Here is a 24722-nt window from a genome sequence, read left to right on the forward strand (position 1 = left end):
GCCGCCAAGCCTATCGAATTACCCTTGACGGGGCAGCGCCGCTGTTGGAAACGACGCCCCGTATCTTGCAGGAAAGCTGCCATGCCATTCGTTGAACGGGTTTTTTCGGGCGTCCAGCCGACGGGCAATCTGCACCTCGGCAATTACCTCGGCGCGATCGTCAACTTCGTGAAGATGCAGGAAACCCACAACTGCATCTATTGCGTCGTCGACATGCACGCGATCACGCAAGGCGTGGACGTCTGGGGCGGACCGGTCGAGCTGGCGCGCAACACCCGCGAGGTGACCGCGGCGTTCATCGCGAGCGGCATCGATCCGAAAAAGCACATCGTGTTCAACCAGAGCCAGGTCTCGGGCCATGCCGAGCTCGCCTGGATCTTCAACTGCGTGGCGCGTATGGGCTGGCTCGGCCGCATGACCCAGTTCAAGGAGAAGGCCGGCAAGGACCGCGAGAACGCGTCGGTCGGGCTGTTCGACTATCCCGTGCTGATGGCCGCCGACATCCTGCTCTACCGCGCCACCCACGTTCCGGTCGGCGAGGACCAGAAGCAGCATCTCGAGCTCTCGCGCGACATCGCGCAGAAGTTCAACAATGATTTCGGCGACTCCATTCGCGCCCAGGGCGCCAATGACGGCCTGTTCTTCCCGCTGCCGGAACCACTGATCACGGGACCGGCGACGCGCGTGATGAGCCTGCGCGACGGCACCAAGAAGATGTCGAAGTCGGATGCCTCCGACAATTCGCGCATCAACCTGACCGACGACGCCGACACCATCGCGCAGAAGGTCCGCAAGGCGAAGACCGATCCGGAGCCGTTGCCGAGCGAGGAGAAGGGCCTGGAGGCACGTCCCGAGGCCGACAATCTCGTCGGCATCTTCGCCGCGCTCTCCGGCCGCACCAAGGCCGACGTGCTGCGCGAATTCGGCGGCGGCCAGTTCTCCAGCTTCAAGAATTCGCTTGTCGAGCTGTGCGTGACGAAACTCGCGCCGATCGCGGGCGAGATGAAGCGCCTCGTCGCCGACCCCGGCCATATCGACGCCATCCTGAACGACGGCGCCGACCGGGCCCGCGCCATCGCCGAAGAGACCATGAACCTCTCGAAGGACATCGTCGGCTTCATCCGCCGGCGCTAAGTACCGCGGTTGCGAGGCCTGGCCGGCGCCACAGCGTCGGCCGAGGCCCCTCTCCCAAACGATCGGGGAGTGTGGCAGCATGCCGACCGTGCACACGCCGGGACATGCATGACCAGCAAGCGACTTTGCTTCGAGCCGGGGCACAAGCCCAAATGCCTCGTCATCGTTGATGACACCGCCGAATGGGATCGCGCGGTCTATTACGCCAGCCGCTGGGCGATCCGCGCCGGCGGCGGCGTGGTCATGCTGCGCATCATCGAGAGCGAAGCACAGAGCCAGGAATGGCTTGGTGTCGCCGACATCATGCGCGCCGAAGCGCAAGAAGCGGCGGAAGCCGCGCTCGACCGCGCCGCCGGCCGCGCCAACGGCATCGCCGCGATCACGCCGGAACGGGTGATCCGAGAAGGTGACGCGATGGAACAACTGCTCGCCGTGATCGACGAGGACCCCGACATCGCCATGCTGGTGCTCGCCGCCAATCCCGGCGCGGAGGGTCCGGGGCCGCTGGTCTCGCTGCTCGCGCAGGCGCTGGGCACGTTCCCGGTGCCGGTGACGATCATTTCCGGGGCGCTGAGCGACGGAAGCGTGGATTCGCTGTCGTGACTCCTTTTTACCCTCCCCTGGAGGGGGAGGGTCGGCTCACATCTGAGCGCAGCGAAGATGAGAGACGGGGTGGGGTGACGGTCTCTCCTCATAGAACACTGCCCGTGTTGAGAGATCACCCCACCCCGCTCGCGCTGCGCGCGATCGACCCTCCCCCTCCAGGGGAGGGTAAGCGGCGCCCTAACCCGCTGATATAACAACGAAACAGCCACTCCGCCCCTTGATCGTGCGTTCGCCGTCGCCATCTGCTAGTGGATAGGGCACGCGCCGGCCTTGAACCGGCGACGTCTGGAGAAAACCATGTTCATTCAAACCGAAGCCACCCCCAATCCCGCCACGCTGAAGTTCATTCCCGGCCGCGTCGTGGTCGACGGCAGCCCGATGGAATTTTCGAGCCGAGAATCGGCCACGCGCTCGCCGCTCGCCGAAAAGCTGTTCGACGTGCCCGGCGTCACCGGCGTGTTCTATGGGTCGGATTTCATCACCGTGACCAAGGCGAACGGTGAATGGCAGCAGCTCAAGCCCGCGATCCTCGGCGCCATCATGGAGCACTACATGTCCGGCGCGCCGCTGCTCGCCGACGGTGTAGCCACCAGCGAAGTCGAATTCGACGACGAGGACGAATTCTTCGACGAGTCCGATGCCGAGACCGTCGACATGATCAAGGATCTGATCGAGACCCGCGTGCGGCCGGCGGTCGCCAATGACGGCGGCGACATCACCTTCCGCGGCTTCAAGGACGGCGTCGTCTATCTCAACATGAAGGGTGCCTGCTCCGGCTGCCCGTCGTCGACCGCGACGCTCCAGCACGGCATCCAGAATTTGCTCAAGCACTTCGTGCCTGACGTGGTCGAAGTCCGGCCGATGTAAAAGGTGCAGTAGGGTGGGTTAGACGAGCAGATGCGCGAAGCGCGTCTGCTCGCCGTAACCCACCACTGGTCTATCCGCGTGGACATTAAAGAGGTGGATTACGCCTTCGGCTAATCCACCCTACGAGATCTACGCAGCCTGACCGATGCTGGCCGCCTCTTCCGCCGCCTTGCGCATGCTCGCCGACATCTCGTTTGTCACCGTGCTCTGCTCCTCGACCGCAGCGGCCGTTGACGAGACGTACTCGCTGACACCCTGGATCGCGCCCTTGATCTGCTCCAGCGCGGCGACGACATCGACCGAGATGCCGTTGAGATTGCTGATCTCCTGCTCGATCCGGTCGGCGGCCTGCTTGGCCTGATTGGCGAGATTCTTCACCTCCGATGCGACCACCGCAAAACCGCGACCGGCTTCGCCGGCGCGCGCGGATTCGATGGTGGCGTTCAGCGCCAGCAGATTGATCTGGCCGGTGATGTTGCCGATGAGCTGCACGATCATGCTCATCGACTCCGCTGCCTGGGTCAGCCGGTGCGCCTGCTGGTCCGCCATCTCGACACGATCGACGGCGGTCGACGCGGTCTCGCGCGAGCGCGTCATGGCTTCCGCGATCTCGCGCACCGAAGCGTTGAGCTCCTCGGCGCCGGCGGCGACCGACTCCATCATGCTGCGCACCTTCTCGCTGCGCTTGCGCGCGATCACCTGCGCCGTGGTGTCGGAGGCGTATTTCACGACCTTGAATGGCTTGCCGTTGAGATCGCGGATCGGATTGTAGGAGGCCTGGATAAAGACTTGCCGGCCGCCCTTGCCGACGCGCTGATATTCGCCGGACTGGAATTCGCCGGCATTCAGCCTCGCCCAGAAGGCGCGATAGGCTTCGCCGTCGCGCTCGTCAGCGCCCACGAACATGCTGTGATGCTTGCCGACGATCTCGGACAGCGTGTAGCCGAGCGCGCCGAGGAAGTTCTCGTTGGCCGTCAGCACCTTTCCGTCCATGTCGAACTCGATCACGGCCTGCGACTTGCCGATCGCCTCGATCTGCCCGGCAAAGTTCGCGTTCGACAGCTTTTGCGCGCTGATGTCGGTGGCGAACTTCACCACCTTGAACGGCTTGCCGGCCTCGTCGAGGATCGGATTGTAGGACGCGAGGATCCAGACTTCCTTGCCGCCCTTGCCGATGCGCTTGTACTCGGCCGACTGGAATTCGCCGCGGGCCAGCTTTGCCCAGAACTCGCGATAGGCCGCGCTGTCGCGCTCACCAGGCGCAACGAACATTCGGTGATGCTGACCCTGGATCTCGTCGAGCCGGTAACCGACAGTCGCCAGGAAATTCTCGTTGGCGGTGATGATGGTGCCGTCGAGATTGAACTCGATCACGGCCTGGGCGCGGCCGATCGCGGAGATCTTGCCGGCATCCTCAAGGCTGCGGATCTTGCGCGCGGTGATGTCGGTGGCGAACTTGACGACCTTCACCGGCTTGCCGGCCTCGTCGATGATCGGATTGTAGGACGCCTGGATCCAGATCTCGCGGCCGCCCTTGCCGAGCCGCTTGTACTCGGCGGACTGATATTCGCCGCAGCCAAGGCGCGCCCAGAACTCGCGATAGGCCGCGCTGCCCCGCTCGTCCGGCGTCACGAACATGTTGTGGTGCTTGCCCTGGATCTCGTCGAGCCGGTAGCCCATCGCGGCCAGAAAGTTCTGGTTGGCGGTGAGGATCGTGCCGTCGAGATCGAATTCGATCACGGCCTGCGACTTCGAAAGTGCGCTGACCTGGGCCATAGCTTCGCGGGCCGAAGAACCGCTTCGCCAAAAAGACATAAAAGAAACCTTTCCAAAGGACCGGAAGATGCGCGGTTTGACCGCTCGAATGCTTCGTTCCGGTCGTCGCTAATGCGCCTTCCGCGCCCGAAAGGTGTCCGATGATTGCTAACCTTTCCTTAAAATGGAAATACTTCAAATACTTAGCTAGCTCACAGGTTGCAAACTGATGCATTTGTTTCAAAAAGAGGGCGCGAAGGCTTTTGCCAGTTCCCGTTCACGTAGAATTACGGGGCCAATGGTGCGCCTGTCGAGAAATCAAACTTGGACTGGTTCGATCGCGGCGGAACCGACTAAGCTGATTCGATGCTGATCCTCGCCATCGATACCGCGCTGGAGGCGTGCGCTGCCGCCGTTCTCGACACCGACGCCGGCCAGCTGCTTGCGCAAGAATCGCTTCTGATGAAACGCGGCCACGCCGAAGCGCTGATGCCGATGATTGCGCGCGTGATGCAAACGGCCGATCTGGCCTTCACCTCGCTCGACCGCATCGCCGTCACCGTTGGTCCCGGCAGCTTCACGGGCCTGAGGGTCGGCATTTCGGCGGCGCGCGGCCTTGCGCTTGCGGCAAAACGACCCGCCGCCGGGCTGACGACGTTATCGGCCTATGCCGCCACCGTCGTCGGCCAGAGCGGAACGGCGCCGGTGATCTCGGCGATCGACGCGCGGCACGATCACGTCTACTTCCAGATCGTGGCCGGCGACGGCAGCCAGCTGGTGCGGCCGAGCGTCGTTCCAATCGACGAGGCGATCGCGGCCTCGCGATTCGGCGCACCGCATCTGGTCGGCAACGCCGCGAAGATCCTCGCCGATCGCTGGCCGAAGGATGGTCCACAACCCGTGGCGGTCGACGCGCAGCCCGCGCCGGACATCGGCTGGGTCGCGTGGCTTGGAGCTGCGGCCGATCCCGAGACAAATCCGGCGCGGCCGTTCTATCTAAAGGCGCCCGACGCCAAGCCGGCCGCTCTGCCGCCGCTCGCAGCGCAAGCCGCAAGCTCATGATGAGATGGTTTTCGGAATGGTGGCGCGGCGGCACGGCCGCCGTCGAGCCAGCAACCACGCGCGACGCGGCGCGGCTGGCGCAGCTGCACGGCCAATCCTTCGCCCGCGGCTGGGGCGAAGGCGAATTCGAGGGCATGATCGGCGAGCACAACACGCTCGTGCATCGGTTGCGGCTCGGCCGCAAGACGATTGGCTTCGCGGTCTCCCGGATCGGCGCCGACGAAGCGGAAATCCTCTCCATCGCGGTCGACCGGGCTTACCGCGGCCGCGGCCTTTCCCGCACGCTGCTGATGACGCATCTCGGCCACCTCGCAGGGCGCGGCGTGCGCACAATATTTCTCGAAGTCGAGGAAAACAACCAGCCGGCGCGGCGGCTCTACGACCGGACCGGATTCATGGTGGTCGGGCGCCGCGAACGCTACTATAAGCAGCCCAACGGGGAACAATTGAACGCACTTCTGATGCGACGTGACTTGTCGTAACATTGATGGCAGAAAGCGCCCCCTCAGGCGGACACCCTATGACTGGACTTAAAGCTTCTTCCGCATCCAAGGCGACCGGTATCGAGGCGCGCTGCGCCGCGACCGGCATGCGCATGACCGAGCAGCGCCGCGTCATCGCTCGCGTGCTGGCGGAATCGGTCGATCATCCCGACGTCGAGGAACTGTACCGGCGCTGTGTCGCCGTCGACGACAAGATCTCGATCTCGACCGTGTATCGCACCGTCAAGCTGTTCGAGGATGCGGGCATCATCGAGCGCCATGATTTCCGCGAGGGCCGCGCGCGCTATGAGACGATGCGCGACAGCCATCACGACCACCTCATCAACCTGCGCGACGGCAAGGTGATCGAGTTCACCTCCGAGGAGATCGAGAAGCTCCAGGCGGAGATCGCGCGCAAGCTCGGCTACAAGCTGGTCGACCATCGGCTCGAGCTCTATTGCGTTCCGCTCGACGACGACAAGCCCACAAACTAAGTGCCCATCGATCTCATCATCTTCGATTGCGACGGCGTGCTCGTGGACAGCGAGGTGATCTCCTGTCGCGCGCATGCGGATGTGCTGACGCGACACGGCTATCCGATCACGTCGGAGCAGGTGCTGGTGCGCTTCCTCGGCGTCTCCGAGAAAGACGCGCGGCGGATGGTCGAACAGGAGATCGGCCGCAATCTTCCCGACGATCTGGAGCAGCAGGTCAATGCGGCTACGCTGCAATTCTACGCCAGCGACCTGCAGCCGATCACCCATGTCGCCGCGGCGATTGGCGCAATCGATTTGCCCAAATGCGTTGCATCGAGCGGCACACCGGAGAAGATCCTTCACGGCCTGACGTGTGCCGGGCTCTACGACCTGCTCGCTCCCAACATCTTTTCCGCAAGCCAGGTCGCGCGCGGCAAGCCCGCGCCTGATCTGTTTCTGTTTGCCGCCGATCAGATGAAAGCCGCACCGGAACGGTGCCTCGTGATCGAGGACAGCGTCCCCGGGGTAACAGGCGCGCATGCCGCCGGGATGGCCGTGCTGGGCTTTCATGGCGGCAGCCACTGCCCACCAGGTCACGCCGAGAGACTGCGGGCCGCCGGTGCCGGATTGACGTTCGACGATATGCGGCAGCTGCCGGAGCTGCTCCGGCGCGTCGAGGCCGACGCCCTGGCGGGCTGATTCCACCCCTTTTTGTCATTCCGGGGCACGCGCGACGCGCGTGAACCCGGAATCTGGTGCCAAAATCCCTGGATTCCGCACTTTGCGCAGGCACCGGCCCCGGAATAGGCCCAAACGGCTCCGATCGCTGGATTTTCGCCCTTCCAGCCTATATTTGAGGGCCGTCCTCCACCTCAATTCCGGGTTCCATGACACCGCCGCGCAAGCTGCACATCAAATCATATGGCTGCCAGATGAACGTCTACGATGCCCAGCGCATGGTGGACACGCTGGCCCCGGAAGGATTCGTGGAGACGGCCAGCGCAGAGGACGCCGACCTCGTCATCCTCAACACCTGCCATATCCGGGAAAAAGCCTCCGAGAAGGTCTATTCCGAACTCGGGCGCTTGCGCGTCGCCAAGGACGAGGCCGCGCGCGGCGGCCGGGCGATGCAGATCGCGGTCGCGGGCTGCGTGGCGCAGGCCGAAGGCGAGGAGATCGTGCGCCGCGCGCCTGTCGTGGACGTCGTGGTCGGCCCGCAGAGCTATCATCATCTGCCCGAGCTGCTGAAGCGCGCCGGCAATGAAGGCCGCGCGATCGAGACCGAGTTTCCCGCGGCGGACAAGTTCGGCTTCCTGGCCCAGCCCAGGCCCGACGCCATCCGCGCGCGCGGAATTTCCGCTTTCGTCACGGTGCAGGAAGGCTGCGACAAGTTCTGCACCTTCTGCGTCGTGCCTTACACGCGTGGTTCGGAAGTCTCGCGGCCGGTCGCCAAGATCGTCGACGACGTGAAGCGGCTCGCCGACAACGGCGTGCGCGAGCTCACGCTGATCGGGCAGAACGTCAACGCCTATCATGGCGAAGGACCTGACGGAAAAGCCTGGCCGCTCGGCAGGCTGCTCGAGCATCTGGCGAAAATTCCCGGCATCGCGCGGCTGCGCTATTCGACCAGCCACCCCCGCGACGTCGATGACAGTTTGATTGCAGCGCATCGCGACCTCGGCGAGCTGATGCCGTTCGTGCACCTGCCAGTGCAGTCGGGTTCGGACCGGATTCTCGCCGCCATGAACCGGAAACATACCGCCGATGATTATCTCGCTGTCATCGACCGTTTCCGGTCCGCGCGCCAAGATATTGCTTTTTCATCAGATTTTATCGTCGGCTTCCCCGGCGAGAGCGAGCAAGATTTTCTCGCGACCCTCGCGCTTGTCACGCAAATCGGCTACGCTGCAGCATATTCGTTCAAATACTCCGCCCGGCCGGGAACGCCGGCCGCGGATATGCAGGAGACGGTGTCCCCCGCCGAGATGGACCAGCGATTGGAGCGGCTCCAGGAACTGATCGACAGCCAGCAATCGGCCTTCAACAAGGCTGCGATTGGCTCAACGGTCGATGTGCTGTTCGAGCGTCCGGCCCGCAAGGAGGGCCAGATCGTCGGCCGCACTGCTTTCCTCCAGCCCGCGCATGTGATGGCCTCGCCCGACATCATCGGACAAATCCTGCCGGTGCGCATCGACAGTCTCGAGCGCTACAGCTTTCTCGGTGAGCTCGTGACGCCGCGCGGGCCCGCTTTATCGCAAATCGCCATTGGAGCCTGAACCCTTGCCAAAAAGCGCATCGGATTCGTCTTCGTTCGCTCCCAGCCGCAAATTTGACCGCGACATGCAAGTTCCGCCCGAGACCCAGGTCGTCATCGACTTCGACGACAACCGCGCCGCTTCCGCGCTGGTCGGCCCCTATGGCCAGCATCTCGCGCAGATCGAGCGGCGGCTCGGCGTCGTGGTCGACTCCAAGGGCAACCACATCACCATCGGCGGCACACGCGACGGCTGCGACGCCGCGCGCCGCGTGCTGGAGACGCTCTACGCGCAGGCCGTGAAGGGGCAGGATCTCGACCAGGGTGAAGTCGAAGGCGCGATCCGCGCCGTGATCGCCCAGGGCTCGCTGTTCGAATTCGACGCCAAGTCGGCCAAATCCACCTTCGACAGCATCAATCTGCGCAAGCGCCCGGTGCGCGCCCGCACCGCCGCGCAGGATTCCTACATCCGCGCGCTGAAGCGCCACGAGCTGGTGTTCGGCATCGGCCCCGCCGGCACCGGCAAGACCTGGCTCGCGGTCGCCCATGCCGCGCAGCTGTTCGAGCGCAAGGAAGTCGACAAGATCATCCTGTCGCGTCCGGCGGTGGAAGCCGGCGAGCGGCTCGGCTTTTTGCCCGGCGACCTCCGCGAGAAGGTCGATCCCTATCTGCGCCCGATCTACGACGCGCTCTACGACCTGATGGACGCGCGCATCGTCGAGCGCGCGCTCCAGACCGGCGAGATCGAGATCGCGCCGCTCGCCTTCATGCGCGGCCGCACGCTGACCAACGCCGCCATCATCCTGGACGAGGCGCAGAACACCACGTCGATGCAGATGAAGATGTTTTTGACCCGTCTCGGCGAGAACAGCCGCATGATCGTGACGGGCGATCCCTCCCAGATCGACCTGCCGAACGGCCAGACCTCGGGTCTGGCCGAGGCGACGCGTCTGCTGAGCGGCGTCGAGGGCATTGCGCAAGTTCATTTCAAGGCCGAGGACGTGATCCGCCACGAACTCGTGGCAAGAATCGTCTCTGCCTATGAAGGGCAGCCGCAGCGGCCGGCCGCCGGTAAATCCTGACGAGACAACAGCCGGACCATACGGACGCGGATATGGCGTCCTTTCGTTCCGAACAAACAAGATGTCACATCCGAACCTTCCCATGACCGAGGTCCTCGTCGTCGCCGATTGCTGGCAGCGCGAGCCTGATTCCGAAGCGGTGATCCAGCGCGCGGTGGCGGCCGCCGCCGAGAGTGTCGATGAGGACGTCGCCGACGCCGAAGTGGCTGTGATGCTGACCGACGATGCCGGCATCCGCACGCTGAACAGCAACTGGCGCGGCATCGACAAGCCGACCAACGTGCTGTCGTTTCCGGCGCTCCAGCCGGAGGGCGAATGGAAACCCGGCGATGCACCGCGCATGCTCGGCGACATCGCGATCGCCTACGAGACCATGCGGCGCGAGGCTGACGAGGAACACAAGCCGTTCGATCATCATTTGAGTCATCTCGCGGTGCACGGCTTCCTGCATCTGGTCGGCTATGACCACGAGAACGACGACGACGCCGAGGAGATGGAAGCGCTGGAAACCGAGATCCTGGCTCATCTCGGCATCCCCGACCCCTATGCTGACCGCGCAGGGACGCACTGAGATGCCGGATTCCGAGCCAACCCACGACAATCCGCGCAACACGCCCAATCTGCCGGCCGTGGTGACGCCTGGCGAGGTGATGCGCCCGACCGCGGAAGGCTGGCTGCTGCGTGCCATTCGCACCCTGTTCGGCTGGAAGGCGGGATCGGTGCGCGACGACCTCCAGGTCGTGCTCGATGCCACGACGCCTGACGACACCGGCTTCTCGACCGTCGAGCGCACCATGTTGCGCAACATCCTCGGTCTGCACGAGCGCCGCATCGCCGACGTCATGGTGCATCGTGCCGACATCATCGCGGTGAAGCGCGACATCCCGCTCGGCGAATTGATGGACCGCTTCGAAAGCGCCGGCCATTCCCGCCTCGTCGTCTACAACGAGACGCTGGACGATCCCGTCGGCATCGTTCACATCCGCGACCTGCTCGCTTTCATGACCGCGCGCGCACGCGTGTCGGAGGCCACGAAGACAAAGCGCAAGAAGCCGCTGCCGGCCGGCCTCGATCTGCGTACCGTCGATCTGGCGCTGCCGCTGCAGGATGCGCGCATCATCCGCAAGCTGCTCTACGTACCGCCGTCGATGCGGGCGATAGACCTGCTGGCGCAGATGCAGGCCACGCGCATCCATCTGGCGCTGGTGGTCGACGAATATGGCGGCAGCGACGGGCTGGTTTCGCTGGAAAACATCGTCGAGCAGATCGTCGGCGAGATCGACGACGAGCACGACAGCGACGAGCCGCCCTCGATCGTGCGCCTGCCCGACAACGCCTTCATCGCCGATGCCCGAGCCAGCCTCGACGACGTCCGCACGGTGATCGGCGAGGATTTCGTCACCGGCGAGGCCGGCGAGGAAGTCGAGACGCTCGGCGGCTATCTCGTCAGCCACGTCGGCCGCCTGCCGGTGCGCGGCGAGGTGATCTCGGGCCCCGGCAATTACGAGGTCGAGGTGCTCGACGCCGATCCGCGCCGCGTCAAGCGGCTGCGCATCTCGACGCGGAAAGAACGCCCCGCGCCACGCACCCAGCGCGAGAGCCGTCGCCGCGAGGCCACGCCGGAGAGCGGTCAGCCGCCGTCCGGCGACACGCCCACCCCGCCGCCAGGCGACGGGACCGGTCCGCAGTGACACCCTTCCAGCGATTTCGGCAGATCGCGCTTGCCATCATCCTCACCTGGGGATGGAAGCGCGCGCTCGTCGCGATGGGGTGCGGCGCGCTGTCGGTGCTGGCGCTGGCGCCGTTCAATGTCTTTCCGGTGCTGTTCATTACCTTCCCGGTGCTGGTCTGGCTGATCGACGGCGCGGGCGCCGGACGATATCGCGGCGTCCCCGCCGCGGCGCTGACCGGCTATTGGTTCGGGCTCGGCTATTTCGTCCCGGGACTTTACTGGATCGGCAAGGCCTTCTTCGTCGAAGCCGACGTGTTCGCGTGGCTGACACCGTTCGCCGTGCTTGGCTTGCCGGCCTATCTCTCCATCTTCACCGCAATCGGCTTTGCGCTGGCCCGCCTGCTCTGGACCAAGGATGCCACGCGCATCCTCGCGCTCGCCGCGAGCCTCACCGTCGCCGAATGGCTGCGCGGTCACGTATTGACCGGCTTCCCCTGGAACGCGTTCGGCTATGCCCTGTCCGAGCCGTTGCCGCTGGCGCAGACGGCGTCGCTGATCGGCCTATGGGGCATGACGTTCCTCAGCGTCGCGATCTTCGCGAGCCCCGCGGCGCTGATCGACCGCACGCCTGATCGCCGCCCGGCGTGGCGCGCGCCGGCTGCTGCGATTGCACTTCTGATTGTCATGGGCATCTTCGGCGCGATCCGCCTGTCGCTGCATCCGACCACGATGGTCGCGGGCACCAAGCTGCGCCTGATGCAGCCGGATCTCCAGCAGGACGCGAAATTCAACTACGCCGCCAAGGCGGAGGTGATGAAGAAATATCTGGCGCTGTCGGACCGCGCCTCAGGACCGCAATCGACCGGCGTGCGCGATGCCACCATCCTGATCTGGCCGGAATCCGCGTTTCCGTTCTTCCTGACCCGCGAAGTCGACGCGATGGCGCAAATCGCCGAGCTTCTGCCGAAGGGCACGGTGCTGATCACGGGCTCGGTCCGCGCCCCCGATCTGCCGCGGGGCACGCCGATCACGCGCGCCTATAATTCGATCTACGTGATCGATCACGACGGCAGCGTGCTCTCGGTCTACGACAAGCTGCACCTCGTGCCGTTCGGCGAATTCCTGCCCTACCAGGACCTGATGGAGAAGCTCGGCTTCGAGCAACTGACGCGCGTGCGCGGCGGCTTTATTCCCGGCACCGTGCGGCATGCGCTGGCGGTGCCCGGCGCACCGCCTGCGCTGCCGCTGATCTGCTACGAAGCAATTTTTCCAGGCGAGGTCGCCGGCCGCAATGAGCGTCCGGGCTGGATCGTGAACCTCACCAATGACGGATGGTTCGGCATCTCGACCGGTCCCTATCAGCATCTCGAGCAGGCCCGGATGCGCGCGATCGAGCTCGGACTGCCGCTGGTCCGGTCCGCCAATACCGGCGTATCGGCGGTGATCGATCCGGTGGGACGAACCGTTGCCAGCCTCGGCCTCGGCGTGGAAGGCATATTGGATGCAAGCCTGCCCGCGGCACTCCCGCCGACCGTCTATGCGCGGGTGGGCGACGTGCCCGCAGCCATGCTTGTCGCGCTGGCTGTAATCTTGGCGGTCCGCCGACGCGTTGCCAAACGGGCACCCTGATCACGCCCTTGCCGCCGCAGTGACCGGAATCCTTTGACAACCGTAGTCCCACGGTTGACAGACTGCACGCGCCCTCCTCATTCTGCACCGGCTGCGAAAGACAGTGGGCGTTGCTAAATTTCTCCGCAATGTTTCCCAATAACAGGGTTTGATTTTGACGATGCTGACACCGGAGGCAATTCTTGTGATTGCGCCGAAGGTGATGTTTGGAGGCTGAGGAAATGTCGAAAGCGCCCAACCCTGTTGACAAATATGTCGGCAGCCGCGTGCGTATGCGCCGCATCATGTTGGGCATGAGTCAGGAGAAGCTGGGTGAAGCTTTGGGCCTGACTTTCCAGCAGATCCAGAAGTACGAGAAGGGCACGAATCGCGTCGGTGCAAGCCGCATTCAGCAGATCGCCGAGATTCTCCAGGTGCCGGTGTCATTCCTGTTCGAGGGCGGCCCGAGCGGCGTGGCTGGTCCGGACGGCTTCGCCGAAGGCGCCTCGCCTTCCTATGTCTCGGACTTCCTCGCGACCTCAGAAGGTCTCGCTCTGACCAAGGCGTTCACCCGAATCACTGATTCGAAGATGCGCCGCTCGATCGTCGATCTCGTCGAGCAGATCGCCGCCCGCGAAGGTCCCGACAAACGGTGACGCGACGGCTCAATCCGATTTGAGACTGCGTCAAATCTGGCCTATGTCGTGATTTGCGGCCGCGTCTTGGTGCGCGCCCTCTTCGATGATGCGGTTCAAAGGCACAGATGCGTTCATGACCAAATCCAATTGGTTCGATTCCAGAACTATTCTCGATGGCATCCGCCGCTGGGTCGAGATCGAGACGCCGACGGACGCGCCCGAACAGGTCAACAAACTGATCTCTGTGGTCGCGGAGCAATATCGCGATCTGCCAGTGACGCTCGAGCGCGTCGCCGGCGTCGATGGCTGCGGCGATCATCTGATCGCACGCTCGACCTGGGGCCAGGACAAGCCGGGCATCCTGGTGCTGAGCCACCTCGATACCGTTCATCCCATGGGCTTCATCGAGCGTCTGCCGTTCAAGGTCGAAGGCGACAGCGCGTTCGGTCCCGGCATCTACGACATGAAGGGCGGCGCCTACATCGCCCATCACGCCTTTCGCGCGCTCTGCGCCGCCGGCGATCATTCGCCGCTCGGCATCACGCATTTGTTCACCTCCGACGAGGAGATCGGCAGCCCGACCTCGCGCACGCTGATCGAGACGGAAGGGCGCAAGGCCAGATACGTGCTGGTGACGGAGCCCGCGCGCGACGGCGGCAAGATCGTCACGGGGCGCAAGGGCGTCGGACGATTTCGTGTGTTCATCAAGGGCGTGCCCGCACATGCCGGCACACGACCCCAGGACGGCCGCAGCGCCGTCCGCGAGCTCGCCAACGTCATCCTGGCGCTGGAAGGCATGAACGACCTGCAGCGTGGCGTGACCGTGAATGTCGGCGTGGCGCGCGGCGGCACGCGCCCCAACGTTACGCCGGAGGAGGCATACGCCGAAGTCGATCTGCGCGTGCCGAGCTTTGCTGATGCAGAAGAATTCGTCGACAGGATCCTCGGACTGACATCGAAGACCGAAGGCGTCACCGTGAAGGTCACGGGCGAACTCAATCGTCCGCCCTACGAGAAGAGCAATGCAGGCGCCTTGCTGTACGAGCATGCGAAGACGCTCGCCACCGAGATCGGCTTCGAGCTGGTCGACACCCACACCGGCGGCGGCTCGGACGGCAATTTCACGGCGGCGCACACCGCAACGCTCGACGGGCTCGGCGTCGACGGCAAGGGCGCGCACACCCATTATGAGCAGCTCTACGTTTCGTCGCTCGAACCGCGCGCGCGGATGCTCCATCGCCTGTATCAGACGCTGCGATGAGCGAACGCAAATCAGATCCCGATCGCGACGACAGCGAGCGCGCTTTCTTCGGGCGCCGCAAGGGCCACAAGCTCAGGCAGCACCAGGCCGAGCTGGTCGATCATCTGCTGCCGCATCTTGCCCTCGACATCGACGGTGAAGCACCGGCGGACGCCCGCGAGATCTTCGACCCCGCGGCCGACGATGTGCGGCTCGAGATCGGCTTTGGCGGCGGCGAGCATCTTGCGGCCGAGGCCCAGACCTTCTCCACGACCGGCTTCATCGGCTGCGAGCCCTATGTCAACGGCATGGCGAAGATCCTCGCGCAGATCGAGGCCGCCAACATCGACAACATCCGTCTGTTCGCGGGCGATGCCGCCGAGCTCCTGGCCTGGCTGCCGCAGGCATCGCTGTCGCGGATCGACCTGATCCATCCCGATCCCTGGCCGAAGCGGCGACACTGGAAGCGGCGCTTCGTCCAGGACCGGACCATCGCCGCGATGGCGCGCGTGCTGAAAGCGGGCGGCGAATTCCGCTTCGTCTGCGACATCGACGATTACTGCGCCTGGACGCTGTCACATCTTGCGCGCTCGCCTGATTTCGTCTGGCTCGCGGAGCGCGCCGACGATTTCCGGCAGCCATGGGCGGGCTACACCATGACGCGATACGGCAGGAAGGCCACGCGCGAGGGGCGCAAGACCGCGTATCTGCGGTTCAGGCGCAAATGATCGTCGTTCCGGGGCGCGCGAAGCGCGAACCCGGAACCTCGAGATTCCGGATTTGCGCTTCGCGCGCTCCGGAATGACGACAGGGATGTTTTCAAATCGTCTGCCGGTTGCGCCAGAAATTCACGACGCGCTCGGCGGTCGTCGGCATCAGGCGCGTGAAATTCGTGCGCGCAGCCTCGATGTCGGCATCGGCCGGCGTGCGGTGCGGTCCGTACCAGAGCAGGATGAGCGCGCGCACCGTCGGCCAGCCGAGATTGAGCACGCGCCCCAGCACCAGAATTGGATCGTAGCGGTCGCCCGCGATCAGGCGATCGAGGATCGAGAGGCGGACGCCGGACATCGCCGAGAGCGAGGCGATCGATTCCTCGTATTTGTGCGCCTTGGCGAAGCCGAGCAGCGCGCTCTCGCCGAGATGACCCTCGCGATGCAGGGCAAGGACCGTGCGCTGCGCCCCCGAGAAATCGCGACGCGGGCCCGGCGGCAGCGCCGCCTCCTCGATCGCCGCCATGGCACGCTTGATCTCGACCTGGCGCGCAGGATTGACCACGCTGGAGAGACGGCGGCGGATGACGTCGAGCGTCCCGTCGAGAAGCTGTTTCAGGTGCTCGCCCGAAAGATCCTTGCGCTGACCGATCTTCAGCGTGAGCACACCGTCCTGCGACGCACGCTTGATCAGCTCGGAATAGCTGCCAGGCGAGAACACCGCGCCGACATTGCCCGCGGCGCGGCGCACCACGTCGCGATCGCCGCGCTCGACCAGCACGTCCGTGATGGCAGCCGACAGTGCGGGGCGCTCCGTCATCGCCAGCAGATGGCCCTGGCCCTTCAGCCGCGCGATCTCGACGAGAGCGGCGTCGTCGAGCACGGGCGAACGGCGCAGCACGGGACCCGCCACCATGATCTCGTTTTCGCGCGCGAGCTGGTTCACCAGGTGCGGCGGCGCGTTGTTCAGGCGCGAGAAGCGTTCGGCGAGATCGACGCGCGAGGTGAGCTCGGCATGCGGGACCAGATCGATCAGAAGATTGTCGAAGAGATCGATGAGCTCGGGACGGAGCTTCTCGGCGTCCTGGAAGAACAATTGGGCGATGGCGCGCGCGATCTCGCCGCGACGCCGCGGGTCGCCGCGTTTGACGATATCGTCCAGTCCGGGAATGAGCGACGTGGCAACGGTCATGAAAACGCAACTCGTACAGGGCACGCCGCGGGTGCGCCCTTGGTCCAAGCCGCCCCACAATCAGGGAATTTAGGCCTCGGAGATGAAGGAAGCGTTGCGCGGGGGGCCCACCGGCGGGGCGCAAAAAGCCTTGTCCGGCCTGCGATGGGCCTTGTCCGGGAGGGCGGAAAGGGCTATATCAGCGGCAATTCATCTTCTCATACGATCCGCGTAGTGAGAGTGGGCCCGAAAGGACCCGCTCTTTTTTATTACCTGAGCGCGGCTTGGCGGAAGATGCGGCCCGGCGCGCTGCCGGGAAAGCTCCGAAGCGGGCTTTGAAGTCTTAACCAAGCCTTAACCCAAGTCTAAACCTAAGCCTAAACCAACGAGCGCTTTGACCCCTGATATGACCGAACCGAACACTGGTTCCACGGATGCCGAGTTGCTGGCCGAGCCGAGGCTCGTGGTCGAGCCGGGCGTGGCGGCGCGTGTGTCCGCGGTCGCAGGTCCGGTGCTCGAGGGCATGGGCTATCGTCTGGTGCGGATCCGCATCTCGGGCGAGGCCGGCTGCACCGTGCAGATCATGGCCGAGCGGCCGGACGGATCGATGCAGCTCGAGGATTGCGAGGCGATCTCGCGGGCGCTGTCGCCCGTGCTCGACGTCGCCGATCCCATCGATCGCGCCTATCGGCTGGAAATCTCCTCGCCGGGGATCGATCGTCCGCTGGTGCGCCGCTCCGATTTCGAGCGTTATTCCGGGCATCTGGTGAAGGTCGAGATGGCAGTCGCCCATGACGGGCGGAAGCGGTTCCGCGGCACGCTCGGTGCCGTCGAAGGCGACCGCGTGCATCTGCATCGCGACGACGTCAAGGCGGGCGCCGATGCCGACGTTCTCCTGACGATGGAGGATATCGGCGAAGCGCGGCTGGTGCTGACCGATGAGCTGATCGCGGAATCAATGCGGCGCGGCAAGGCCGAGGAGCGCCAGATGCGCCGCGATCTCGGCCTGGAGCCGCCGCAGGCGCCGCACGCCAAGATCAGCGAAAAGACCACGAAGAACACCAAGCCGAAAAAGAAGCCGGCCCCGACCAATACGAAAAAGCATCGCCTGGCCGCCGAACGCGCGCGACGGGGCGAGATCGAGCCTGACGAAGGAGATTAGCCATGGCAGTCAGCGCCAATCGACTTGAGTTGCTCCAGATTGCGGACGCCGTTGCACGCGAGAAATCGATCGACCGCGGTATCGTCATCGCGGCGATGGAGGACGCCATCGCCAAGGCCGCGCGGGCACGTTACGGCAGCGAGACTGACGTTCATGCCGAGATCGACCCGAAGAAGGGCGAGCTGCGGCTATCGCGCCACATGCTGGTGGTCGAGAAGGTCGAAAACCATTCCAACCAGATCTCGCTGGTGGACGCCCAGCGCGCCAATCCCGGCGCCCAGGTCGGCGACACCATCGCCGACACGCTGCCGCCGCTGGAATACGGCCGCATCGCCGCGCAGTCGGCCAAGCAGGTGATCGTGCAGAAGGTGCGCGAGGCCGAGCGCGACCGGCAATATCAGGAATTCAAGGACCGCATCGGCGACATCGTCAACGGCGTCGTCAAGCGCGTCGAATATGGCAGCGTGATCGTCGACCTCGGCCGCGGTGAGGCCATCATCCGCCGCGACGAGATGCTGCCGCGCGAAGTGTTCCGCAACGGCGACCGCGTCCGCGCCTATATCTTCGACGTCCGCCGCGAGACCCGCGGCCCGCAGATCTTCCTCTCCCGCACCCATCCGCAGTTCATGGCAAAGCTGTTCGCGCAGGAAGTGCCGGAGATCTATGACGGCATCGTCGAGATCAAGGCGGTGGCCCGCGATCCGGGTTCGCGCGCGAAAATCGGCGTGATTTCCCGCGATTCCTCGGTCGATCCGGTCGGCGCCTGCGTCGGTATGCGCGGCTCGCGCGTGCAGGCCGTGGTGAACGAACTGCAGGGCGAGAAGATCGACATCATCCCGTGGTCGCCCGACATCGCGACCTTCGTGGTCAACGCGCTGGCGCCGGCCGAAGTCTCCAAGGTCGTCATCGACGAAGACCGCGAGCGCATCGAGGTCGTGGTGCCCGACACCAACAACCAGCTCTCGCTGGCGATCGGCCGCCGCGGCCAGAACGTGCGTCTGGCCTCGCAGCTCACCGGCTGGGACATCGACATCCTGACCGAGCAGGAGGAATCGGAGCGCCGCCAGGCCGACTTCGAGAACTCCACCCGCGTCTTCATGGAATCGCTCAACGTCGACGAAGTGGTCGGCCAGTTGCTGGCGTCCGAGGGCTTCACCTCGGTCGAGGAACTCGCGATGGTGGATCTCAAGGAGCTCGCCGGCATCGAGGGTTTCGACGAGGAAACCGCGCAAGAACTCCAGAATCGCGCCCGTGAATATCTCGAGCAGCAGGAAGCCGAGATCGAGGCCCGTCGCAAGGAGCTCGGTGTCGAGGACGCGGTCAAGGACGTGCCCGGCGTCACCTCCAAGATGCTGGTGAAGTTCGGCGAGAACGACATCAAGACCGTCGACGACCTCGCCGGCTGCGCCACCGACGACCTGGTCGGCTGGACCGAGCGCAAGGAAGGCGGCGAGCAGACCAAATATCCTGGTGCGCTCGACGGTATCGACATCTCCCGTGACGATGCCGAAGCCATGATCATGCAGGCCCGCGTCAAGGCCGGCTGGATCACCGAAGCCGATCTCGCCAAGCCGGCCGAAGAGGCCGAGGCGACCGAAGATCAGCCGGCTTAAGGGCGAAGGAGAATGTCGCCCGGATGCTTGCAGATACTGACCACGATCTCGACAATGGCCCGCGGACCGAAAGGTCCGCGACCATGCGGATGTGCGCGGTCAGTCGCGAGGTCCGGCCGATCGACGAGCTGATCCGCTTCGTCATTTCGCCCCAGGGCGACATAGTTCCCGATCTCAAGCGCAAGCTGCCCGGACGCGGCATGTGGGTCACTGCCTCGCGCGAGGTGGTTGCGGAAGCCGTGCGGCGTCACCAATTTAGCAAGGCCTTCAAGCGCGAACTGCGCATTTCCCAGACGCTTCCCGCCGACATCGAAGCGCTCCTGGTTCGGAGCGTGACGGAAGCCCTTGGGATCGCTGCCAAGGCGGGCCAGATCGTGGCCGGCTTCGGCAAGGTCGAGAGCGCCCTGCGGGAAGGCACGGTCGAGGTCCTGATCCACGCCAGCGACGGGGCCGCGGACGGAATCCGCAAATTAGACATGCTGGCACGTCAAAATGACGGAAATCGCGGCGCCAAGGCGCAGATTCCCGTCATCACTGCCCTGAAATCGATAGAATTGGATTTGGCACTGACCCGGTCAAATGTGATACATGCTGCCCTGCTCGCGGGCCCGGCGAGCAAGTCATTCCTGTCACGTAGCCAGATGCTGGTCCGATACCGGATGGCGGACGATGACAAGACTGCCGAAAAGCCCGGCCAGGATTTCTGAGAGACAACGACGACCCAATAAGACGGTGCGGCAACGCACAACGTTAACAAGATCAGGATTAGGACTGCTGAATGGTTGATACCAAGACCCCTGACGACAAGAAGCTGAGCGTTCCGAGCAAGACGCTATCGCTCAAGCCGCGCGTCGAAACGGGCACTGTGCGCCAGAGCTTCAGCCATGGCCGCAGCAAGCAGGTCGTGGTCGAGAAGCGTGGCAAGCGCCGCATCGACGGCAGCCCGGAGCCGCAGGCTCCGACGGTTGCTGCAAAGCCGGCACCGGCCGCACCTGCGCCCGCTCCCGCGCGCCCGGCTCCGCCGCGCAACGCCGGCTCCGGCGTGGTGCTGCGCACGCTGACCGAGGACGAACGTTCCGCCCGCGCCAGCGCGCTGGCCGATGCCAAGGTGCGCGAAGTCGAAGAGCGCCGCGTGGCCGAGGAAGAGGCCCAGCGCCGCGCTGTTCGCGAAGCCGCAGAACGCGTCGAGCGCGAGGCAGCCGAATCCCGCCGCAAGGCCGAGGAAGAGCGCCACCGTCACGAGGACGAAGCCAAGCGGAAGGCCGAGACCGAAGCCAAGAAGCGTTTTGGTGAAGGCGAGCAGCCGCCGGCATCCGCTCCGCGTCCCGCAGCGGCCGCCCCGAGCGCTCCCGCACCGCGTCCCGGCGCTCCCGCAGCACGCCCCGGCACCACCACCACGGCACGCCCGGGAACCACGACGGCGCGCCCCGGAACGACCACCGCGAGGCCCGCAGGCGGCCCGCCGGGTCGCGCTCCCGCGGTCGCAGCCGGACCGGATGAGGACGATGGCCCGCGCCAGATCCGCCGCGGTCCCGGCGGCGCCGCGCGTCCCGTGGTAGCCCCCAAGCCCACCCACAAGCCCGGCCCGCAGAAGGAGCGCGGCCGCCTGACCGTCGTGACCGCATTCAATGCCGACGACGTGCGCGAGCGCTCGATCGCCTCGTTCCGCCGCCGCACCCAGCGCCTGAAGGGCCACGCCTCGAACGAGCCGAAGGAAAAGCTCATCCGCGAGGTGGTCATTCCGGAAGCGATCACCATCCAGGAGCTCGCCAACCGCATGGCCGAGCGCGCGGTCGACGTCATCCGCATGCTGATGAAGCAGGGCGCGATGCACAAGATCACCGACGTGATCGACGCCGACACCGCACAGCTGATCGCCGAAGAGCTGGGTCACACCGTCAAGCGCGTTGCCGCGTCCGACGTTGAAGAAGGCCTGTTCGACGCCACCGACGATTCCACCGACACCGAGACGCGCTCGCCGGTGGTGACCGTGATGGGTCACGTCGACCACGGCAAGACCTCGCTGCTCGATGCGCTCCGTCATGCCAACGTCGTCTCCGGTGAAGCCGGCGGCATCACCCAGCATATCGGCGCCTATCAGGTGCTGTCGCCCGAAAGCGGCAAGAAGATCACCTTCATCGACACGCCCGGCCATGCCGCGTTCACCGCGATGCGCGCCCGCGGCGCCAAGGTGACCGACATCGTCGTGCTGGTGGTTGCGGCCGATGACGGCGTCATGCCGCAGACGATCGAAGCCATCAACCACGCCAAGGCGGCGCGGGTGCCGATCATCGTTGCCATCAACAAGATCGACAAGCCCGACGCGAAGCCCGAGCGCGTGCGCACCGAGCTGCTCCAGCACGAGGTGCAGGTCGAGTCGTTCGGCGGCGAAGTCGTCGACGTCGAAGTGTCAGCCAAGAACAAGACCAATCTCGACAAGCTGCTCGAGATGATCGCGCTCCAGGCCGACATTCTCGACCTCAAGACCAATTCGGAGCGTCCGGCCGAAGGCACCGTGATCGAAGCCAAGCTCGATCGCGGCCGTGGTCCGGTCGCGACCGTGCTGGTCCAGCGCGGCACGCTGCGTGTCGGCGACATCATCGTCGCCGGCGCCGAGATGGGCCGCGTCCGCGCGCTGATCTCGGATCAGGGCGAGACGGTGCAGGAGGCAGGTCCCTCGGTGCCCGTCGAGGTGCTCGGCTTCAACGGTCCGCCGGAAGCCGGCGATCGTCTCGCGGTGGTCGAGAACGAAGCCCGCGCCCGCCAGGTCACCAGCTACCGCGCGCACCAGAAGCGCGAGAACGCGGCGGCCTCGATCTCCGGCATGCGCGGCTCGCTCGAGCAGATGATGTCGCAATTGAAGACGGCGGGCCGCAAGGAATTCCCGCTGATCATCAAGGCCGACGTGCAGGGCTCGCTGGAAGCGATCCTCGGCTCGCTGGAGAAGCTCGGCACCGACGAAGTCGCAGCCCGCATCCTGCATGCCGGCGTCGGCGGCATCTCGGAATCCGACGTGACGCTCGCGGAAGGCTTCAACGCCGCGATCATCGGCTTCTCGGTTCGTGCCAACAAGGAGGCGGCCGCGGCCGCCAAGCGCAACGGCATCGAGATCCGCTACTACAACATCATCTACGACCTCGTGGACGACGTGAAGAAGGCGATGAGCGGCCTGCTCGCGCCGACCCTGCGCGAAACCATGCTGGGCAACGCCGCGATCCTGGAGATCTTCAACATCTCCAAGGTCGGCAAGGTCGCCGGCTGCCGCGTCACCGACGGTACCGTGGAACGCGGCGCCAATGTGCGCCTGATCCGCGACAACGTCGTCGTGCACGAAGGCAAGCTGTCGACGCTGAAGCGCTTCAAGGACGAAGTGAAGGAAGTCCAGTCCGGTCAGGAATGCGGCATGGCCTTCGAGAACTATCACGACATGCGTGCCGGTGACGTCATCGAGTGTTATCGCGTGGAGACGATCCAGCGCTCCCTGTAAGTCCAAATCTTACCGAAGCGCCCGGATCTTTTTGAGCTGAAATTGCGGAGTGCGATGGCCGGATTTTTTCCGGCCATCCGCGCCGCATTCGTTTCAACAGGACAAATGACAATGCTCGTGTCCCAAACGCGGGCACGACGAGGTGATTTTCGACCATGCCCCGCCACCATCAGAAGAAAAGTTCCGCGCCGGGCGGCTCGCAACGCCAGTTGCGTGTCGGCGAGCAGGTTCGCCACGCGATGGCCGAGATTCTGGCGCAAGGCAATGTGCATGATGATGACCTCGAGGGTCACATCATCACCGTGCCAGAGGTGCGGATGTCGCCCGACCTGAAGCTCGCGACAGTCTATGTGATGCCGCTCGGTGGCCGCGACACCGAGGTCGTCATTGCTGCGCTCGAGCGCAACAAGAAATTCCTGCGCGGCGAAGTCGCGCGGCGCGTTAACCTGAAATTTGCACCTGACATTCGCTTCCGCGTCGACGAACGATTCGACGAAGCGGAACGGATCGAGAAGCTTTTGCGAACACCTGCGGTGCAGAAGGACCTGGAACAGGATCCGGAATCGGATCGGGAAGAAGAACAATGACGATGGACCCGGCTCACGGCACGATCGGCGGCGAAGAGGCCGATCAGCGCGACGTGCAGAAAAATAATTTTGCGGATCTCGGCGGCGATTCCCAGCCGCATCAGGAGCCGCGCCGCGTCAACAACGATCCCCGCGCCAAGCAGCAGAAAGGCAACCAGCCGCGCCGCGACCGCCGCGACGTCCATGGCTGGGTCGTGCTCGACAAGCCGATCGGCATGACCTCGACACAGGCGGTCGCCGTGCTCAAGCGCCTGTTCAACGCCAAGCGCGCGGGCCACGCCGGCACGCTCGACCCGCTCGCCTCCGGCGGCCTGCCGATCGCGCTCGGCGAAGCCACCAAGACGGTCCCGTTCGTCATGGACGGCCGCAAGCGCTACCAGTTCACCGTGTGCTGGGGCGAGGAGCGCGACACCGACGACATCGAGGGCCGGGTCACCGCGACCTCCGACCAGCGCCCGACCCGCGAGGCCATCCTGGCCCTGCTGCCCCGTTTCACCGGGGTGATCGAGCAGATCCCGCCGCGCTATTCGGCGATCAAGGTCCAGGGCGAGCGCGCCTATGACCTCGCGCGCGACGGCGAGGTCGTGGAACTGGCCCCCCGCCCCGTCGAGATTCACCATTTAGCCCTTGTAGATCAACCGGATAACGACCGGGCGGTGTTCGAGGCGGAGTGCGGCAAGGGGACCTATGTCCGCGCGCTGGCCCGCGATATGGGCCGGATTCTCGGCACTTTCGGCCATATCTGCGCGCTGCGGCGGACCCTGGTCGGCCCATTTGACGAGAACGACATGATTCCGCTGGATCAGTTGGAGGCTTTATGCGATAGAGCCGCGTCCGGCGAGGGCAGCCTCGCCGACGCGCTTATGCCCGTTGAGACCGCGCTGGACGACATCCCGGCACTGGCCGTCACACGGGCTGATGCGGCAAGGCTCCATCGGGGCCAGGCCGTTTTGTTGCGCGGACGGGATGCGCCCACTTGTAGCGGCACAGTCTATGTCACGGTGGCAGGCCGCCTGTTGGCGCTTGCTGAAGTCGGCAATGGCGAAATCATCCCCAAGCGTGTGTTCAACCTGACCGGCCTGACTGCCAGCCCCGGTCGCAACGAGAGAAATTGAC

At 64.9% G+C, this 24722-nt stretch carries 23 protein-coding genes; 21 read left to right on the top strand and 2 right to left on the bottom strand.

The window, feature by feature from the left end:
- Window positions 1-81 precede the first annotated feature (81 nt).
- The 3 genes from trpS (at window position 82) to NLM15_RS00145 (ending at window position 2607) form a co-directional block, all read left to right on the top strand.
- Complete coding sequence (trpS, locus tag NLM15_RS00135) at window positions 82-1134, top strand: tryptophan--tRNA ligase (RefSeq protein ID WP_254114642.1); 1053 nt, start codon at window positions 82-84, stop codon at window positions 1132-1134.
- A gap of 108 nt (window positions 1135-1242) precedes the next feature.
- Window positions 1243-1737 carry a universal stress protein gene (locus NLM15_RS00140; RefSeq protein ID WP_254114643.1) on the top strand — a complete coding sequence of 165 codons (495 nt, stop codon included), beginning with the start codon at window positions 1243-1245 and terminating at the stop codon, window positions 1735-1737.
- 300 nt (window positions 1738-2037) lie between these two features.
- Window positions 2038-2607 carry a NifU family protein gene (locus tag NLM15_RS00145; protein WP_254114644.1) on the top strand — a complete coding sequence of 190 codons (570 nt, stop codon included), beginning with the start codon at window positions 2038-2040 and terminating at the stop codon, window positions 2605-2607.
- 129 nt (window positions 2608-2736) lie between these two features.
- Here the strand turns inward: NLM15_RS00145 and NLM15_RS00150 are convergent, their stop codons facing one another.
- Window positions 2737-4383 (bottom strand): PAS domain-containing methyl-accepting chemotaxis protein, encoded by a 1647-nt coding sequence (locus NLM15_RS00150; protein WP_254114645.1) that lies wholly within the window; start codon window positions 4381-4383, stop codon window positions 2737-2739.
- A 345-nt stretch (window positions 4384-4728) separates the two neighbouring features.
- Here NLM15_RS00150 and tsaB point away from each other — a divergent pair, with 345 nt between their 5' ends.
- The 12 genes from tsaB (at window position 4729) to trmB (ending at window position 15604) form a co-directional block, all read left to right on the top strand.
- Window positions 4729-5424 carry a tRNA (adenosine(37)-N6)-threonylcarbamoyltransferase complex dimerization subunit type 1 TsaB gene (gene tsaB, locus NLM15_RS00155; RefSeq protein WP_254114646.1) on the top strand — a complete coding sequence of 232 codons (696 nt, stop codon included), beginning with the start codon at window positions 4729-4731 and terminating at the stop codon, window positions 5422-5424.
- Window positions 5421-5906: a ribosomal protein S18-alanine N-acetyltransferase gene (rimI, locus tag NLM15_RS00160; protein ID WP_254114647.1), complete on the top strand. Its 486-nt coding sequence runs from the start codon at window positions 5421-5423 to the stop codon at window positions 5904-5906. Before tsaB ends, rimI begins: the two co-directional genes overlap by 4 nt.
- A 38-nt stretch (window positions 5907-5944) precedes the next feature.
- Complete coding sequence (locus NLM15_RS00165) at window positions 5945-6400, top strand: Fur family transcriptional regulator (RefSeq protein ID WP_254114648.1); 456 nt, start codon at window positions 5945-5947, stop codon at window positions 6398-6400.
- Window positions 6401-7081, top strand: a complete 681-nt coding sequence (locus NLM15_RS00170) for an HAD family hydrolase (protein WP_254114649.1) — start codon at window positions 6401-6403, stop codon at window positions 7079-7081.
- Window positions 7082-7269: 188 nt separating this feature from the next.
- A complete protein-coding gene (gene miaB, locus NLM15_RS00175) occupies window positions 7270-8658 on the top strand; it encodes a tRNA (N6-isopentenyl adenosine(37)-C2)-methylthiotransferase MiaB (RefSeq protein ID WP_254114650.1) in 1389 nt (462 codons plus the stop codon).
- A 64-nt stretch (window positions 8659-8722) separates the two neighbouring features.
- On the top strand, window positions 8723-9718 hold the full coding sequence (locus NLM15_RS00180; protein WP_254114651.1) for a PhoH family protein: 996 nt from the start codon (window positions 8723-8725) through the stop codon (window positions 9716-9718).
- An 82-nt stretch (window positions 9719-9800) separates the two neighbouring features.
- Window positions 9801-10289 (top strand): rRNA maturation RNase YbeY, encoded by a 489-nt coding sequence (gene ybeY / locus NLM15_RS00185; protein WP_254114652.1) that lies wholly within the window; start codon window positions 9801-9803, stop codon window positions 10287-10289.
- A 1-nt stretch (window position 10290) separates the two neighbouring features.
- Window positions 10291-11409 (top strand): hemolysin family protein, encoded by a 1119-nt coding sequence (locus tag NLM15_RS00190; RefSeq protein ID WP_254114653.1) that lies wholly within the window; start codon window positions 10291-10293, stop codon window positions 11407-11409.
- Window positions 11406-13019, top strand: coding sequence for an apolipoprotein N-acyltransferase (gene lnt / locus NLM15_RS00195; protein WP_254114654.1), 1614 nt, complete (start codon window positions 11406-11408; stop codon window positions 13017-13019). The genes NLM15_RS00190 and lnt overlap by 4 nt, the downstream gene beginning before the upstream one ends.
- Before the next feature lie 221 nt (window positions 13020-13240).
- A complete protein-coding gene (locus NLM15_RS00200; RefSeq protein ID WP_008131807.1) occupies window positions 13241-13654 on the top strand; it encodes a helix-turn-helix domain-containing protein in 414 nt (137 codons plus the stop codon).
- Window positions 13655-13739: 85 nt separating this feature from the next.
- Entirely contained in the window at window positions 13740-14897 is a 1158-nt protein-coding gene (locus NLM15_RS00205) for a M20 family metallopeptidase (RefSeq protein WP_254114655.1), read from the top strand.
- Window positions 14894-15604, top strand: coding sequence for a tRNA (guanosine(46)-N7)-methyltransferase TrmB (gene trmB, locus NLM15_RS00210; RefSeq protein WP_254114656.1), 711 nt, complete (start codon window positions 14894-14896; stop codon window positions 15602-15604). Before NLM15_RS00205 ends, trmB begins: the two co-directional genes overlap by 4 nt.
- Window positions 15605-15695: 91 nt before the next feature.
- Here trmB and NLM15_RS00215 read toward each other — a convergent pair whose 3' ends face one another.
- Window positions 15696-16778: a DUF2336 domain-containing protein gene (locus NLM15_RS00215; RefSeq protein ID WP_254114657.1), complete on the bottom strand. Its 1083-nt coding sequence runs from the start codon at window positions 16776-16778 to the stop codon at window positions 15696-15698.
- Between the two features lie 385 nt (window positions 16779-17163).
- On the opposite strand from NLM15_RS00215, the gene rimP reads away from it, so the two are divergent.
- From rimP to truB, 6 genes are all read left to right on the top strand, one after another.
- Entirely contained in the window at window positions 17164-17919 is a 756-nt protein-coding gene (gene rimP / locus NLM15_RS00220) for a ribosome maturation factor RimP (RefSeq protein ID WP_254114658.1), read from the top strand.
- A gap of 2 nt (window positions 17920-17921) precedes the next feature.
- Complete coding sequence (gene nusA, locus NLM15_RS00225; protein ID WP_212485061.1) at window positions 17922-19532, top strand: transcription termination factor NusA; 1611 nt, start codon at window positions 17922-17924, stop codon at window positions 19530-19532.
- Between the two features lie 23 nt (window positions 19533-19555).
- The gene (locus NLM15_RS00230) at window positions 19556-20239 is read left to right on the top strand and encodes an RNA-binding protein (RefSeq protein WP_254114659.1); all 684 of its coding nucleotides are present in this window, start codon (window positions 19556-19558) and stop codon (window positions 20237-20239) included.
- Window positions 20240-20310: 71 nt separating this feature from the next.
- The gene (infB, locus tag NLM15_RS00235) at window positions 20311-23019 is read left to right on the top strand and encodes a translation initiation factor IF-2 (protein ID WP_254114660.1); all 2709 of its coding nucleotides are present in this window, start codon (window positions 20311-20313) and stop codon (window positions 23017-23019) included.
- A 155-nt stretch (window positions 23020-23174) separates the two neighbouring features.
- Complete coding sequence (rbfA, locus tag NLM15_RS00240) at window positions 23175-23606, top strand: 30S ribosome-binding factor RbfA (protein ID WP_254114661.1); 432 nt, start codon at window positions 23175-23177, stop codon at window positions 23604-23606.
- Window positions 23603-24721 carry a tRNA pseudouridine(55) synthase TruB gene (gene truB, locus NLM15_RS00245; protein ID WP_254114662.1) on the top strand — a complete coding sequence of 373 codons (1119 nt, stop codon included), beginning with the start codon at window positions 23603-23605 and terminating at the stop codon, window positions 24719-24721. The genes rbfA and truB overlap by 4 nt, the downstream gene beginning before the upstream one ends.
- Window position 24722 lies beyond the last annotated feature (1 nt).

Origin of the sequence: Bradyrhizobium sp. CCGB20, from assembly GCF_024199855.1 — a bacterium.
Lineage (GTDB): Bacteria > Pseudomonadota > Alphaproteobacteria > Rhizobiales > Xanthobacteraceae > Bradyrhizobium.